This is a genomic window from Bombilactobacillus apium, from assembly GCF_013385145.1.
Taxonomy (GTDB): domain Bacteria; phylum Bacillota; class Bacilli; order Lactobacillales; family Lactobacillaceae; genus Bombilactobacillus; species Bombilactobacillus apium.
The window spans coordinates 254,076-270,679 of the sequence record NZ_JABZEC010000003.1 but is presented as its reverse complement, the minus strand read 5'-3'; the positions used below and the strand labels follow the sequence as shown (position 1 = coordinate 270,679).

Below are 16,604 nucleotides of genomic sequence, written 5' to 3'. Positions count from 1 at the left end.
TGCCTAAAACGTACTTTTAGATATTTAACTTAAAATAAGTGTAAAAAATAAAGAATTATAATTGTTTTATTTATAGAAATAGCAGATGGTTGCCATTGACCTATTATTATATACCTATAAATGTTTTTCAATTTAATGCCATGGTATCGGAAAGTTTGTTATTATAGTCGTTAAGGTTAGGATTTACAGGGGGATTTTCAAGTTTGATCCTTTTTAAATTTTTATAGAGGTGACAGGGATATATGATACGCAAGATAATTTGTCAATTATCAGTTCTTCTAGTTTTAGCACCATTTGCTTGTGGGGTTAAGGCACAAGCTGAAACAGTGGCAGTTCCTCAACCAGTAGTGAATCAATACGCGCAAGAGGCTAAAACTGATTTGTTGAATAACGGGCAAAATCCGTTAAGAGGCGCGCAAACTGAGCTGCCTAAGCCCTTGCAGTCGGCGGTCGCCAAATCTTTAGTTGCTCCGACAACTACTGGTTTAAGTCCTCAGTCAACGGCGTCGTCGAAAACTGAGCCGCAAGCTTCTAATGCTCAACAAGAGGCTCAACGAGATAAAGCCGCGAATGCTTTAGCCGTGGCTCGAGATTACACGCGAACTCCTGATGAAGTTCTCCATGATGGCAGTCAAAGTAGAAAAAATTCGCAAACCCAACTCCCTCAAGAGTTTCAGTCTTTACCTGACCACAATCTTGAAGCAGTGAACCAAGATTCAAATACCAATTCTAGTTCAATTTCAACTGGAAGTTCGATTAATACGGCGACACAAGTTTCTGATAATTTATCGTCTAGAACTTTGGCAAGTAAAATGGAACCTGAAGATAAAGAGGGTACGGTTCCGAGCGGAGTAAGTAGTGTTAAGAACTGGGATGAGTTTAAAGCTGCTGTTAGTGATAATAAAATAGGAACTATTAATTTTGAACAAGATATTAGTGCTACAAGTAATTATAGCGATAATAAGCAAAGAACAGCGAGTTTGACAATCAATGGTCAGGGACATTCATTGAATCTTGGCAGCTATTCTTGTACCTTTTCTGCAGATGTTGCCGCAAAAACAACTAGAACTTTTAAGCTAATGAATTCAACTGTCAATCAATCTACGAATATTAATGGAGTATTTAGTGTTTCTGGATCGACTAAAAATAATGATTCTACTCGGGGTATAGGACAAATAGTTTTTGATAATGTTAACTATACTGGTCAGCGGATGGCTACAGCTCAAAATTATGATTTGATTTTTAAAAATAAGATAAATATTACTACCGTAAAAGAAATAGCCACGATTACTAATGTTTGGGTTTCACCAGAAAGCCAAGTAAAGGCATCTAGTAGTGGTGTTGATGGAGCCTTCTGGTTCTATAACAGTGGTTTAGCGACACCCTATGGTAATTTGAATATTGAAAATGGGACAGCTACGAGTCCTACTACTTTTAACTTTACAAAACAAGGTGGGGGTTCATCTTTACTATATGCTGTGCATAATTTAAATATTGGAAACTATACCAATGTTAACTTGGATGGTGGGACTAGTACCGGGATAATAAACACTGGTGCCACGGGCGATCTGACCGTGGGTAGTGATTCTAATGTTGATTTACGTAGTAGTACTGGTTCAGTTATTAATTTTGGAAGTTCTAATGGAAACGTAACAATTGGTGAGCGATCCACGGTTCAATTATCTAACTTAGATAGCAAAGGCGTTAATTCGACTACTAATACCAATACGATCTTGAATATGAATCAAAATCTATATTTATCCAAAGATGCAAAACTAAAGATAATTGGTAGTAACAGTAACAATCCAGCAGCTATTTCTTTATCATCTTCAACGAGTAAGATGGATACAATATTTTTAGATGAAAGGTCTGATTTGGATATTTATATTCCCGGAAATTTGGGGAATGGTCTCTTTAATTCACCAATAGTATCTAATAAAGGATCAGCAACTTTAGATATCAAGTCTAATGCAAGTTTTGTGGTTGATGCTACGCATACAAAGACTAGCGTCAATGTGAAAATATTAGATTTTGGTAGTAATTCCAATGTAAATGTTGATCACGGTACTTTAAATATTAAAACAAATATGAATATGGGAATTTCAGGTTCATTAATTGATTGTGGCGGTAATGCTACCTTTAATCTAATAAATCCTAAGTTATTTAATTTGGAATATACTGATACTAATACAACCGCTCCTATCATGAATTTATCCGGGACGAAAAATATTCTTAATATTAGTAGTTCAGATACCAGCTTTAATGACGTATTTACTGTATATTCTCAAAAGAATGATTATAATTGGGCTTATCGTAATATAGCAACTGATAATACAACTAGTGCGGGCAGTATTTATTTAGGTGTAAATGGTAATACAGGCATCTCTGAACCAGATAATATTACGGATCATTTTTCGAACCCTAATAATACAATTTCTTTAACAAAAACCAAAATGAAATCAACTCCAAATAATAAAATAGCGACTGATTCTTTCCTGCTTAACTTTAACCCTGCAAATTATCGAAAATTAAAGATTGTTCCTCATTCTGAAGGTGCCCCTGATTACGAAAATGTAAAAGTGGATAATTGGAAAGATTTTTATAATGCTATGCGAAGCCCAATGGTAAATTATATTAAAGTTGATAGTGATTTTGCGTATGATAGAAGTAATGGTACACCTGGGGATGCTGCCAATTATGTGCCTTTAAGGAATCTAGTTGTGGATGGTAAAAAAGATACTGTGTCCACAGGAGATAGTGCTTACCACTCGATTGATTTTATTTATGCACACTTTGAAAATCCAGTTAGTGTACCGTTAGGATTCAATATAAAGTTTGAATTTAGCGATCTTAATTTGTTTGGTACAGGATATTGGGGACCTTTTACTTCTTATAATTCATATAGTGCCCTTACCTCCCCTAAATACGGTGTGGGAACCATGAAATACGATAATATTAATTATACTGGGTCCCAGCTAACATGTTCTTACAATTTTGCAATAGAGTTTGCTGGCAAAATAATTAACAAGTCCGTTAAGTCCGAAGGATATATTTCGCCTATAGATGGTACTCGACGAACTGGTGATCAACTAATATATGCAGAAGAAAATATTGAGGCAGCTAAACTAACCTTTTTAAATGATTGTGATTATTATGGATCTGGTGTTGATACATCAGTTTTTAATATAAAACAAGGTGGGGGTATTTATATAGGCGATAACTCTAAAGTAGAGGTTGAAGGTATAGTAAAAAGCGCGCCATCTATACCTAATGGTATTGTTTACACGGAAAGTGATTTTACTATTGGAAATAATGCTAGTTTTACGATAAAGCCGCCTAAATCTCTAGGTTGCAATGCATTGGTGGTAAATGGTAGTAATATATCAATAGGTGGTCATTCTTCTTTTAATATCAATTTAAATGAATCAAACTCTTTTACTCCAAATGATAATAGTCTAATTACTACAAAATCAACTTCACTTACTAAAGAGTATCCGAGTATCTCGGTTGCTGATTATGGAGAACTAAATATTACTGGTAGTACTCAACGTAAAACTTCCAGTTCTAAGTATAGTGATGCTAATAGCCTCATCAATACTTCCGGTAATTTTAAGATTGGAACCCATGGAACTTTAAATATTGCTTTAAAAGATGGTTTTCCTGCTGATAGTAAAGATAAAGGCAGTAGTTTGAGTGGAATAAGCCTTATTTACGGAAATACAACAAATGGAAAATTCTCTTTTGACGATGCTGAGCTGGTAAATCTAGATATTTCAGAAAATGCAGCTGATGCCAAGATATTAAATATGGCTAATAACAGCGTCTTTGAAGCTAGAAATCAGACTTTAAGAGCTTGGTGGAATGATAAAACTGGAAAACCAATTGAAGAAGGGGCAATCCAACGTGACCCAGATTGGCCAGGAGCACCAGCGGATCAAGACTATTTTTACTGGCCTTATGTAGTTTATCTAAAACAGATTTTTCCTGGAACAAAAAATATCAGCTCGAGCACCATTACTTCTACTCAAGGTGAAGATTTAAGTAAGTATTATAATCCTGATAATTTTAAACATCTGCAATTTACGCATGTTCCCGATGTGGATATTTCAATGGATAAATTAAGTTCGGGGTCAAGTTCAATAAAGGGTAAAGCCTTTAATCGTGATAGCGAAATCACTATTAAGTATTATCCGATTACAAGTCAAGACCCCAGTGGGGTTTTACCAAAGGCAGATAATCCAATCTCAGATAAAGATTTTGTGGGAAATAAGGATTATCAATATTATCATCTGAAGCCTGATATTGATGGAAATTATGAAGTTAAGCTGAATGATGGGGCGAAGATCCATCCCGGAGATCGATTTGTTGCGCGTGCTTATCTACATGGGAAAGAGGCTTTTGCCACCCAAACAGTTCAAGGCAAGATTGATGTTATTGGGGGAGATAAGGACCCCAATACGGGTAAAGAAGATCCCGATAAAGATATCTCACCAGACAAGGGTAAGATTAATTCCGATGATACGATTAAGGATGGTCAGAATAAGAATTTAGCCACAGAAGCGAGCGATTTTGGAATTAATTACGTTTCTAACTTTACCTTCAAGTCGGCCAAGTTAGATGCCAATGTAACTAATCAAAACGTGAGCCTCTCTACTAAGAAGCCGATGATTCAAGTTAATGACTTTCGACAAGGTAAGTATGGCTGGCAAGTTCAAGCGAGCCTTTCCCCGTTTACTAACGTTAATGATCCTAGCAAATCGATTGCCGGAGCCCGGCTGCTTTTAAAGAGTGGTGGTTTTGTGAAAAGAAATAATAATTCGAATGCTGATGTGAAGGATATTCCACCAACCTTTGCCGGGGGAACTGATGGCGTTACCTTGACTCCTTCAACGGATTCCCAATTTACTAATGTTTTGACGGCCAAAAACACTGATAGTGCTCCCGACCCAGATCATCCTAGCGAAAAAGACTTTGGCAAGGGGGTTGGTAAAGGAATTTGGAAGGATCTCTTTACCGGTAGTGTCCTGCAATTTAATCCTACTCTGGTGGCCTCAGGTAACTATCAAGCGACGGTTACTTGGCAGCTAGTCAATGGTCCCACCGATTAATTTTTATCAAAAAGTGTCGATTATCTGATCGACGCTTTTTTAATACATAATAGCTAGATATATTAGCTAGCTTCTAGAAGACGGTTACTTTAATTTTTTTGAAATAAATTTTCGTCAGCGAGCAATTTATTTATATTCGGCAAATTCTATAATTAATCGGAACGATAATTAATCTAAAAACCCAAAATAATTCCTTTATAACGGTAGTTATCACAACGACCTTGAAAGCAGAAATTTACTTTGTGCTCTTCTGCTTTATCACAATTTCAGCGCGGCGCAATTGCTAGTTTACTGCCTCAAGGAAAAGTTAGGCTTCTACCGCCCAAGATTTGGGTGTCGCCAAATCGACCATTTCTTATGAGTTACAAGGAGTTCAACCTTATGATCCTGAGCTAGCTCAAGCTGAGGCTGACCGAAAACGGCGTCATTGTGGGCCACAAATCAAGTCTAACCCCACAACGTAAACAATTAGTAGAGGCTAACTTGGTCACCAGAATAGGTTGCTCATCATCTGGACTTGGCTACAGCTTCCATCTATAACTGGTTAAACCAAGGTCAAATAGATTGTTTAATCCAAGAGCTTTCGGACCGAGGGCGAAGGCAACAGATGATAGAATTATATTTATATAGTAAAAAATAATTATTATTATTTTTATTTAAGGAATTAGTGGACCTAACCAGATTATAAATATATAATTATAAATATATTTATAATTAATGCTCAAGATATTCAATGATGCTTCGTTGGATTACTAGTGTTAAAAGATATTTATTAATTTTTGGTGAAGAGTAGAAGTATTCTATTGTTTTTTATTTTTATAGAGGTGTGTATAGGGATATGGTCCACAAAATAGTTTGTCAATTATCGATTCTTTTAATTTTAGCACCGTTTATTTCTGCTAGTAATGTTCAAGCTCAAACGGTGATGGTTCCGCAACCAGTAGTGAATCAATATGCGCAAAAAGCTAAAACTGATTTATTAAATAACGGGCAAACTCCTCCAAAACAGGCGCAAGCTACGATGCCCAAGCCCCTGCAATCGGCAGTAGCTAGGTCTTTAGTTACTCCGACAAGCACTAATTTAAGTTCTTCTGGGTCAACCACTCCTCAAAAAGCTGCGCCAGCTTCTAGCGCTCAACAAGAAGCCCAACGAGATAAGGCTGCGAATGCATTAGCGGTGGCCCGAGATTACACCCGAACTCCCGATGAAGTTCTTCATGATAATGGTGCAAATAAAAGAGGTAGGCAAACACAGCTGCCACAAGAATTTCAGTCTTTGCCCGAACGTAATCTTGCGATGGTAAAGCAATACTCTGATTCGGGTACTCCTTGGCAGGCGCCGAAAAATTCAATTAATACGGCAGTTCAGGCGCGGCAGCAGACGAATCCTAGTAAACTAGCCGCCCAAAATTTAGCAGAAAAGCTGAAGCCACAAGCTAAAGAAGATCCAGTGCCCGCCAAGGCAGTGGAAGTTTCTACTTGGGAGCAATTAAAAAATGCTCTTGGCGATAATCGTGTGGGCACAATTAAATTGACGGCCAACATTACAGCAACTGATAGTTATGATGACAAAGGTAGTAGAACGGCTAGTTTAGCGCTTGAAAGTGCTAATCCCAATAAGAGACAGACTTTGAATCTTGATAAATATACGATTGGCTTATCCGCGGATGTTGCGGCTGGAACAAGTCGAACCTTGCAGGTTAAGGATTTGGATGTCCAACAAGATGGCAACCTCTATGGTATTTTTTATGCTACGGGAGGAACGAAGAATAATAGTGGTTCTTTAGGTTTAGGTCAAATAATTTTAGATAATATTACTTACACTGGTGATCAAACTATCTACGCGCTCAATTTTGATTTAATTTTTAAAAATGAGATAACTATTACTGCTAAAGCTAGTGAAATAGCGCAGGTTTCGAATGTGCGAGTCACTAGCGGTAGTACCCTTCGAGGTAGTGCTAATTCTGGCGATGGCGCTTTTTGGTTTTATAATACGGGAAATTTGACAATTGAAAGTGGTAAAACTTCGGCTATAAAAACCACGGTTAATTTAAAGAAAACCGCCGCTGGATCGTCATTACTATATAGTATTCATGATTTAATTATTGGAAATAATACTGATGTAACTCTAGATAGTGGGCCTAATGCTTACGGTATTGTTCAACAATTAGCTGATGGAGGACTGTATATAGGTTCTAATGCGCAAGTAACAATGGACAGTAGTAAGGGAGCCGGAGATGTATTTAATTCTTCAAAGGGCGAGTTTTCTGTAGGGGATAATTCTACAGTTACACTGACGGCTGCTGGTTCAGGAAAAGTAGTGGCTGTTGCTGGGGCTAGCAATGTCGGGAGCAACGTTAAACTATCAATGACTAGTGATAAAGGAGATGTCCTTACTAGTTCAGGCACAGTGGACTTTGGTTCTAAGGCAACTATAACCATGAAGAATAATTCTGGGACTATTTTGACTGCAGGTAGTGGCGTTGGTTTTGGAGCTTATACTGATGTTGATTTACGTAGCGTCGGTGGTTACGTGATTGGGACCAACGGGGACGTAACACTTGCCCATGACGCCACCGTTCAGTTATCGAATAAAGATCAGGTAGGCAATGATTCACTGGCTAACAATAATATTGTTTTGAGTTTGGGAGCCAATCTTTCTCTAGCTGATCGGGCCCAATTGAAGATTATCGGAAGCGATAATAATGCCAATACAAAGGGGACTAGACCAGGAGCTAAACAATCAATGGTTGCTCTGACATCTTCTGCTGCTGATTCAATTAATCTATCAAAAAATGCAGTTGTAGATATTACAATTCCCCATGATATTGGTTATGGTGGTAACTTAGATAATATTCCGGTGATAAGTAGTAAAGGCCCTACTAATTTAGATTTGAAGCCCGCAGCTAGTTTTACAGTTACCGCTAAGAGAACCGACGAGAATCAGACTGCTAGGGTCAATATCTTTGATTTTGGTGGCAATAGTAAGATAAATATTGATAGTGCGACAGTAACTATAAATACGAATGCTAATCTTTCTGGGGCGGTTATTAATGTATCTGGCAATGAAGATATTACTGTAGATCATGGAGCTTTTAACGTTAAAGTCACTGGCAAATCAACCGGTTCAATTATCAATTGTAGCCAACGGACAATTTTAGATTTAAATGATGTGAAGTCTTTTGATCTCGAATTTAGTGATATTGGTTCTAGTGGAACCTTGTTGAACTTAAGTGGAACGAATAATATTCTCCGAATGAAGAATAGTAGCGCGGCTAACAATTATTACGATGTGTTTACCGAGTATACAAATGTAGCCAATCCTGCTCAAACTAATTCTAATCAAGCATTTCGAAATATTGCAACTGCTGATGATAGTGATATTACTTTGGGGTCGGGGGGAGATACTGGAATAGAATTAGATATATCAAAGTACACGATTGGTGGAAATGACGTTATTAACTCTGCAATGGCCAGTACAAAGCTTAAAACCGGTTCTACAACAGCAGCAAAAAGGTCAGCAGATGCATTTCTATGTGGCTTTAATCCTAAATATTGTCGAGAAATAAAAGTAGTCCCTCATGATCCAAGTGTTGAGGAATCTACGGTTTCAGCGGATAATTGGCTATCATTTTATAATGCAATGGTCAATCCAGCAGTCACTTATATTAAGGTCACAAAAGATTTTCAGTATGATGATAAATTAACCACTAGACAGGGTAATGATGCTAATTATGTTCCTTTACGTAATTTAATTGTAGATGGAAAGAACGAAAATGAAACAACTGGTCAAAAGCCTTATCATACGATTGACTTTAGATATACTCATTTTGAAAATGCCCATAATGTCCCTAAGTTTTTCAACGTTACCTATGAATTTAAAAATCTTGATATGTGGGGAACAGGCTATTGGGGACCGTTTACCGCCTATTATTCGGAGAGTAGCTTGGTGAATAAAGATTGTGGTGACGGTATAATTAAATATGACAATATTAATTATACCGGCGCTCAATTAACGTGTTCCTACCGTTTTGAGGTTAACCTTTCTGGGACAATTAATAATAAATCCGTTGGCTATCCGGGGTATACGTCACCTATAGATGGTACAGAGAGAAAGGGAGATCAACTGTCATCACAGGAAAATATTGAAGCTTCCAAGCTGGTTTTTTTGGATGATTGTAATTATACTGGGACAGCTAACAAAAGTACTGTCTTTGATATAGATAACGGTAATGCGACCATTAAAAATAATCTAGTTAAAGATGCTGGTATTTATGTTGGCAATCGAGTAAAGATTAAAGTTGCTAGTGAGATCAGTGTCTCTGCTGATGGGGTTGTTTATACTAATCAAAACTTGACGACTGGTAAAGACTCTACTTTCACCATAACGCCTCCCAATTCAGGGAATTATATGGCTTTGCATGTCGCTGGAGGCAAAGTAAATATTGGTAAGAAATCGTCTTTAAATATAAACGTTGATGAAAGTCCCCAGAGCCTAGGAAACACTACATTTAAAAATTCTAGTAGTGGTAATTTAATCCGAATGGAACGGAACTCTGATATTACGGTCTCTAATTATGGAAAACTTAATATTACTGGAACTACGCAACGTAAAAAAGTTTCGACTTCGTATACAAGAGGAAATAGCTTAATTAATAGTTCGGGTAATTTTAAAATAGGTGCCCATGGTGAATTAAATATCTCTTTAGCAGATGGAACTATTAATGGGAGCAGTCTGAAGGGAATGAATTTAATTTATGGCGGTTCCCTGTTTACTTTTGATGATGCCGAAAAAGTTAATCTAGATGTTTCAAAGAATTATGAAACCGCAAGATTAATCAATATGAGTGGCGATTTTATAGCCAAAAATCAAAGCATGCAAGCTTGGTGGCGAGAAGAACCGCCGATGCCGGAAGCCGATAAAAAGAAGCTGCGAAGGAGTCCGGATGATAGCTCAACTACTAGCCCCATCAATTACTTCTATTGGCCGTATTTAGTTCAATTGGATTACAGCTATGATAGTGGTGGTGTTGTTCAGCAGGAAATTATAAATGGTAATAGTTTGCCCAGCTTGCAAACTTACTATGAACCAAATAGCTTTAAACGAATCCTCTTTAGTCATGTTTCCGATGTTACAGTTGATATTAATGCTGATGAGGTAGCTAATGGGGTAATCTCTGGTAATGCCACGAAGGATAGTCTGATTAATGTTACTTACTATCCCATTACTAAACGCGATCCGACCGATGTTCTAAAAAAGCCGACTATTGATAATCCTGATAAAATATCAATGAATGATATCAAGGCAGGATACGATAAGTATCATGTCAAAGCTAACGAAGGTAGCTATGAAGTTGGCTTAAACAAAAAGGACTTAAAACCGGGAGATCGTTTTGTGGTTCGGGCTTATCTAAACGGGAAGGAAGCTTTTGCGAGTTATGTTGTCTTGGGCCAGATTGATGTTATCGGGGGAGATAAGGACCCCAATACGGGTAAAGAAGATCCCGATAAGGATATTTCACCAGACAAGGGTAAGATTAATCCTGATGATACGATCAAAGATGGTCAGAATAAGAATTTAACTGAAGAATCAGGTGATTTTGGCATTGACTATGTTTCTAACTTTACCTTCAAGCGGGCCAAGTTAGACGTCAATCAAACTAATCAAAGCGCGAGCCTCTCTACTAAGAAGCCGATGATTCAAGTTAATGACTTTCGACAAGGTAAGTATGGCTGGCAAGTTCAAGCGAGCCTTTCCCCGTTTACTAACGTTAATGATCCTAGCAAGTCGATTGCCGGAGCTCAACTACTGCTAAAAAGTGGTGGCTTTGTGAAAAGAAATAACAATTCGAATGCTGATGTGAAAGATATCCCACCAATCTTTGCTGGGGGAACTGATGGCGTTACCTTGACGACTTCAGCGGACTCTGAATTTACTAATGTTTTGACGGCTAAAAACACTGATAGTGCTCCCGACCCAGATCATCCTAGTGAAAAAGACTTTGGTAAGGGGGTTGGTAAGGGGATTTGGAAGAATCTCTTTACCGGCAGTGTCCTGCAATTTAACCCGACTCTGGTTGCTCCAGGTAGTTATCGAGCGACGGTTACTTGGCAGCTAGTCAATGGTCCTACCGATTAATTTCTATCAAAAAGTGTCGATTATCTGATCGACGCTTTTTTGATACATAATAAATAAGCTCTGTAGATTTCCAGATTGTACCGCCCTCTAAAGCTGGGTTATTAGTTCAACCTTCCGGGGTCACTACGTTGTCAGAATCTACAGAGCTTATTTGTTAGTTTAAGCCAAGGTTAGTTCATAGTGGGTGCCATTAGGACCTTGCCAACCTTGAGTCTGCTTTTGGGAGATGGGAAAGTTAAACTGTTCAGTTTGGTCTAAGGAACTAATCATAACTGTTGGTTGCTGGTTTTTCTTTGTCTCCAATAATTTAAAAGTATACTGACCGACAGTTTGCGGATCAGTCGTTAAAGTGACTTGATAGTTCATCTGCGTTATACCTCGTCTTTCTTTATAGGATAATTTGGAAATTTAATCTACATTTGCGGTGCGTAGTAATTATCTTTTCTAGTTATAATCGTCGCCAGTTTTTAGAATAAGCAACAAATTAACTTAACGAATTTTTCGATAATGATTAAGTATTTTGACGTTTTTTTGGTCCACAGTAATTACTTCCCCTCGATATTTTTAAGCTAATGGCCTTTATTAACTTTTAATCTTATTGTAGCGCTAATTGAATAAGTTATTGGGGAAATGTTAAATAATCAGTTGCGTAATAAAAAACTCTTAGATATAACGAAACCGATTTCATATATAATGAAATTAATTCAATTATTGAGGAGGAATTTTAGTTGAAACAAAAAAGACAGCGATTTTTTAAGAAGTCATTGCTTGTTGCTAGCACGTTGGTAGTGAGTCCAGCGGTGGTTAGTCCAAGCATCGGGACTTTCTTAACTACCGCGCAAGCTGATGAACAAACGCCGGCCACTACCTTTTTCCAGGGTGAGGTTCATCGGGGAACTGCTGATTGGAGTTATGATCCTAGTACTGGAACAGTAACCGTTCAAGGAGGAATTGCTTATGATAATGTTGAGATTCCATGGGGATCATATCATGGTTTAATCGTTCCAGAAAATAGTAAACAAATTGTATTTCAAGATCAATTGACTATTTACGGTAGTATCAGTAGATTATTTGAGAATTTAAAAGCAATTATGAACTTAGGTAACCTACATGTTCAAGATTGTCATGACTTTGATAGGATGTTTGCCGATTGTAGTAGTCTGCAACAATTAGATTTATCTAGTTTTCAAATTTCGGATGGGGCATATGTAAAGCAGGTGTTTCAGGGGGCTAGTAACTTACAGCGATTAACTTTGGGGGATAACTTTTTATTTTCTAGTAACTCGGATTTGTTGAGTTCTCCTACCGGAAGATGGTCTCGGACGGATAGAAAATGGTCGGGATCGGCCCAAGTCAGCGGTTATTTTTTATGGTCGTCATTAAATTTCAGAAGTAGAATTACTAAAGTGGCAAAATTAATTGCCAGCGTTAGTGCTTCAAAATCTGACATGCTGCTCCTTTCCGGAGCAATCCATGTTTTAACCATCGGCATCCCCCCACTTTCTGGAGTTAGCCACCGTCTTAACTTCTCTGCTGGAAGTATTTTAACATATATTTTGGCTCAACTAATTGCCCCCGGAGGTTGTTGTGCGGCCTTTATCAAAGTGAGTATCCATTTAGAAAGCAAAAAGCTTCAGATCTGAGAAAATCTCAGGTCTGAAGCTTTTTTTGGGAGATCTTAGCGAATTACTAAGACCGAAATCGGAGAATTCTGGGCCATATGAGCGGCTTGACTCCCAAATAATTTATGCGGCTTCTTAATATCTAAAGAACCGATAACTAAGAGGTCTGGTTGATACTTAGGGATCACATCTTTGACGATGGTTTCTCCCGGATTACCTTCACTGATAATTCCTTTGACATCTTGGACGCCAGCTTTTTGCGCAGTTTCGATATAGCCTTGAACGTGGCTTTCGACATCTTCGCGCCGGCCATGAATGAAATCGTCATCCAAAACTTGATAGACATTCATATCATGCTTTTCCAAAACGGTGACAATTTGTAATTGAGCATTCAGCTCTTTCGCCCGATTAATGGCGTAGCGGAAAGCTTTTTGAGCATCGTCAGAGTTATCAACTCCGACAAGAATTTTTTTAATATCACTACTGGTTTCTACCAATTGAACGCACTTCTTTCTTCTAATTATTAAGTTTAGCAGCTTGTTCACGTTCGAAACGCTTGTTACCCTTGTAAAGTTCGTAGATGGTCCAGATTAAGAGGGCCATGATGGCAACAATTAAGATATAAGCAATAATATTGGCAACTTGAGTTTGTGACTTGGTGATTCCATCGCCATAGAAAGCGGCAATTGAATCCGGTAGGTTGATCATGTTCAAGTAAGTTAAGCCAAGAATGGAAATCCAACCGAGGACCTTAATCCAAAGGGCGTTGGAGAATCGTTTACCCATTTCAACTTTACTATCTGTAAACATAATTAACGGTAACATAGAGAATGGTAGAGCGAAAGCTAAGAAGACCTGGGAGTTATTCATTAGATCATTGAGGGCTTGGTGCTCTTGAATCGCAGTTTTTCCACCAGTCATTAACACACAAATCAAAACCGGAATCACGGAAATTAGTCGAGTAATTAACCGCCGTAACCAGAGAGGCATGTGCATGTGAACGAAACCTTCCATGATAACCTGACCGGTTAAAGTTCCGGTAATGGTTGAATTTTGTCCAGAAGCTAGTAAAGCAACCGCGAATAAAGTTGAAAGAACTCCCGTCCGAGCAACGCTAGCTAAGATTCCGTTACTCATCTTGGAAGTATCGGAAAGGGCTTGGTATAAACCAAAGAAGGAAGGATCCTTCACAGTTCCACTCTTGAAGACGGCAACTCCGGCGATTAACAGTAAAGCGTTAACGAAGAAGGCAAAAGTTAATTGGATGTTGGAATCCCAAGCTGAGAATTTCACAGCTTCAGCAACTTCTTGTTCTTTTTGATGATCAATCTTCCGAGTTTGAGAAATTGAAGAGTGCAGATATAAGTTATGGGGCATCACGGTTGCTCCGATAATTCCTAAAGCACCGCTTAATGGGGTTTGACCACCGACGTGACGAGTTGTAGAAAGACTTTCAGCACTTGGTACTAAACCTTTGACAACTTCGCCCCAGTTCGGGTCAGATAAGAGGACTTCGTAAACGAAGACGAATAAGATAACCAAAATTAAAGCAACAACGATAGCTTCGATTTTTCGAAAACCGATTTTGGTTAATAGCAGTAAGACCAGCACGTCAAACACGGTAATGAAAACCGAGATGACCAGCGGAATGTTGAACAATAAGTACAGCGCGATCGCGCCCCCAATAACTTCAGCAATATCCGTTGCCATGATGGCTAACTCAGTTAAAATCCAGAGAACAATTCCTAATGATTTACTTGTCCGAGCACGAATGGCCTGTGCGAGGTCCATTTGCGTCACAATTCCTAGTTTAGCTGCCATGTATTGTAAAAGCATCGCAATCAAGCTTGAAATTAAGATAATGGACATTAATAAATATTGGAAGTTTTGCCCGCCGGTGATGGATGTTGACCAGTTACCTGGATCCATATAACCTACGGCTACGAGAGCACCAGGACCTGAGTAAGCGAATAGCATCCGCCAAAAGCCTTTGCCCTTGGGAACTTCAACTGTGCCGTTGATTTCTTCCAAGGATGGACCATTGGCATATTCTATTAAGTGGTGTTTTTTAGGCGTCTTTTCGACCACAATAATTCCTCCTTTACATAATTCGTACAGAAGATATCTTACTCTTTATTTCGGTAAAGTAAACTAAAAGTTTAGGGGAACTTAATAAAGTTCTGTATCGGACCAAATAAAAACAATCTCCGGTCAAAAATAAGAGGAGATTGTTGATGAGGGAGCTTTAAAATTCTTCGTAAACACTAGGATCTTGATTGTTCATCCAACCGTCAGCTCGGTCAAGCGCTGTAATTTGGTCAATTTGCTGCGTAGTTAGATCAAAATCAAAACTGGCTAAGTTCGCTTGCTGATGAGCTGTTGACTTCGCACAGGGAATCGGCAGAAGACCAAGCTGGGTTTCCCAGCGAAGAATTACTTGGCCCACACTAGCTTGTGTTTCTTGCGCAATTCTTTGGATAACCGGTTCTTGGAAAACTTTTCCGGCGCGACCTAGAGGACTCCAAGCTTGGGTGATGATTCCGTGCTCTTGGTCATAGTTGTGGATGGCAGCTTGTGAGCAGTAGGGATGGATTTCAACCTGATTAACTGCTGGTTGGACACCAGTTTGGTCGATCAGTTTATCAATATATTCTGGAAGAAAGTTGGAGACGCCAATTTGTTTAATTAAACCTAATTCTTGGGCAGTGATCAAAGCTTGCCAAGCTTCAAGGTAATGTTTTTGCCGTGGATTAGGCCAGTGAATCAAATACAGATCGAAGTAATCTAGCTGAGCTCGATAAAGCGATTCGCGAATCGTGGCCAAAGCCGAATGATACTCTTGGTAGCGTCCGGGTAACTTCGAAGAAATGAATAGTTGCTCTCGAGGAAGGGAACTTTGGCGGATCGCCGCGCCAACAACCCCTTCATTATCGTAGTTAAAAGCACTATCAATCAGCCGATAGCCATTGGCGATGGCTTGAGTAATGACCTGGACCCCTAGCCCACCACGCTGTTTGTAGGTTCCAAAACCCATTTGCGGTAAAGTAAGTCCGGTGTTGCTGGAAACTGTAGGGATAGTTGACATGATTTTGACACTCCTTTCCCTTCTATTGTAGCCGATTTTAGGGGTAACGCAACTCTTAAAGAAATCGGTTTCTTACTATAATATATGTTGGCAGAATTCGATTCAGGGATCAGACTGTTATTTGGTGGAGGAAACATGCTAAAATAAAGTCATTGGAGGGTCAGTCAATGATCAATTGGTTAGTAATTCTAGATCTATTATTTTTGCTTATTTTAGGATTTAATTTGTACTGGCAGGCACAGATTATCGTAGTTGCTAAATATAAATATTCGAGTCTGATTTTGACCATCTTTTTTGCCCTCTGGTTTTGGGAAGTTCCCCAAAAGTCTTGGACTTATGTAATCTTGGTGGCGGCTTTCTTAACCGTGACCTTAATGCAGGGGTCAGGGGGAATTGGTAAAAGTCGCTTGGTTACGCGGGGTCTATTTACGAGTACGATTAGTTATGCTCAATTGACCCATGTGACTTTGATTCCCGTCCAGATTCCGACGGTTAAACCGCAGGTCGTGACGGTCTTTACGACTTTGAAGCAACGCAATGTTCAGTTGACTTTTAATCGTTCTTTCGAGGAAGTCCAAACGGAATTGCGGAAGTTACTACCGGAAAAAGTAAAAATTGAAATTGCGAGCTTATAATTTTTCCGGCGCCAA

The 16,604-nt window shown here is 38.7% G+C and carries 9 protein-coding genes; 5 read left to right on the top strand and 4 right to left on the bottom strand.

Translation table 11 applies throughout. The annotated features are described in order from the left end of the window. Positions 1-242 precede the first annotated feature (242 nt). The 3 genes from HU830_RS04740 (at position 243) to HU830_RS04735 (ending at position 11,247) form a co-directional block, all read left to right on the top strand. Positions 243-5,108 (top strand): pectate lyase-like adhesive domain-containing protein, encoded by a 4,866-nt coding sequence (locus HU830_RS04740; RefSeq protein ID WP_176942633.1) that lies wholly within the window; start codon positions 243-245, stop codon positions 5,106-5,108. A 329-nt stretch (positions 5,109-5,437) separates the two neighbouring features. Continuing rightward, positions 5,438-5,572 carry a hypothetical protein gene (locus HU830_RS09025; protein WP_267463539.1) on the top strand — a complete coding sequence of 45 codons (135 nt, stop codon included), beginning with the start codon at positions 5,438-5,440 and terminating at the stop codon, positions 5,570-5,572. A 374-nt stretch (positions 5,573-5,946) separates the two neighbouring features. Further along, complete coding sequence (locus HU830_RS04735) at positions 5,947-11,247, top strand: pectate lyase-like adhesive domain-containing protein (protein ID WP_176942632.1); 5,301 nt, start codon at positions 5,947-5,949, stop codon at positions 11,245-11,247. 159 nt (positions 11,248-11,406) lie between these two features. Here HU830_RS04735 and HU830_RS04730 read toward each other — a convergent pair whose 3' ends face one another. Next, positions 11,407-11,613: a hypothetical protein gene (locus tag HU830_RS04730; RefSeq protein ID WP_176942631.1), complete on the bottom strand. Its 207-nt coding sequence runs from the start codon at positions 11,611-11,613 to the stop codon at positions 11,407-11,409. A gap of 362 nt (positions 11,614-11,975) precedes the next feature. Here HU830_RS04730 and HU830_RS04725 point away from each other — a divergent pair, with 362 nt between their 5' ends. Continuing rightward, the gene (locus tag HU830_RS04725; RefSeq protein ID WP_176942630.1) at positions 11,976-12,890 is read left to right on the top strand and encodes a hypothetical protein; all 915 of its coding nucleotides are present in this window, start codon (positions 11,976-11,978) and stop codon (positions 12,888-12,890) included. 35 nt (positions 12,891-12,925) lie between these two features. Here the strand turns inward: HU830_RS04725 and HU830_RS04720 are convergent, their stop codons facing one another. From HU830_RS04720 to HU830_RS04710, 3 genes are all read right to left on the bottom strand, one after another. Next, entirely contained in the window at positions 12,926-13,366 is a 441-nt protein-coding gene (locus HU830_RS04720; RefSeq protein ID WP_176942629.1) for a universal stress protein, read from the bottom strand. 19 nt (positions 13,367-13,385) lie between these two features. Next, positions 13,386-14,957, bottom strand: a complete 1,572-nt coding sequence (locus HU830_RS04715) for an Nramp family divalent metal transporter (protein WP_407647478.1) — start codon at positions 14,955-14,957, stop codon at positions 13,386-13,388. Between the two features lie 157 nt (positions 14,958-15,114). Continuing rightward, entirely contained in the window at positions 15,115-15,954 is an 840-nt protein-coding gene (locus tag HU830_RS04710) for an aldo/keto reductase (RefSeq protein WP_176942628.1), read from the bottom strand. Between the two features lie 167 nt (positions 15,955-16,121). Here HU830_RS04710 and HU830_RS04705 point away from each other — a divergent pair, with 167 nt between their 5' ends. Beyond that, a complete protein-coding gene (locus tag HU830_RS04705) occupies positions 16,122-16,589 on the top strand; it encodes a hypothetical protein (protein ID WP_176942627.1) in 468 nt (155 codons plus the stop codon). Positions 16,590-16,604 lie beyond the last annotated feature (15 nt).

Bases quoted from the DNA above. Each gene is read 5' to 3' on its own strand.
- HU830_RS04730 (WP_176942631.1), bottom strand. From the start codon at position 11,613: ATGAACTATCAAGTCACTTTAACGACTGATCCGCAAACTGTCGGTCAG.
- HU830_RS04740 (WP_176942633.1), top strand. From the start codon at position 243: ATGATACGCAAGATAATTTGTCAATTATCAGTTCTTCTAGTTTTAGCA.
- HU830_RS04705 (WP_176942627.1), top strand. From the start codon at position 16,122: ATGATCAATTGGTTAGTAATTCTAGATCTATTATTTTTGCTTATTTTA.
- HU830_RS04710 (WP_176942628.1), bottom strand. From the start codon at position 15,954: ATGTCAACTATCCCTACAGTTTCCAGCAACACCGGACTTACTTTACCG.
- HU830_RS04735 (WP_176942632.1), top strand. From the start codon at position 5,947: ATGGTCCACAAAATAGTTTGTCAATTATCGATTCTTTTAATTTTAGCA.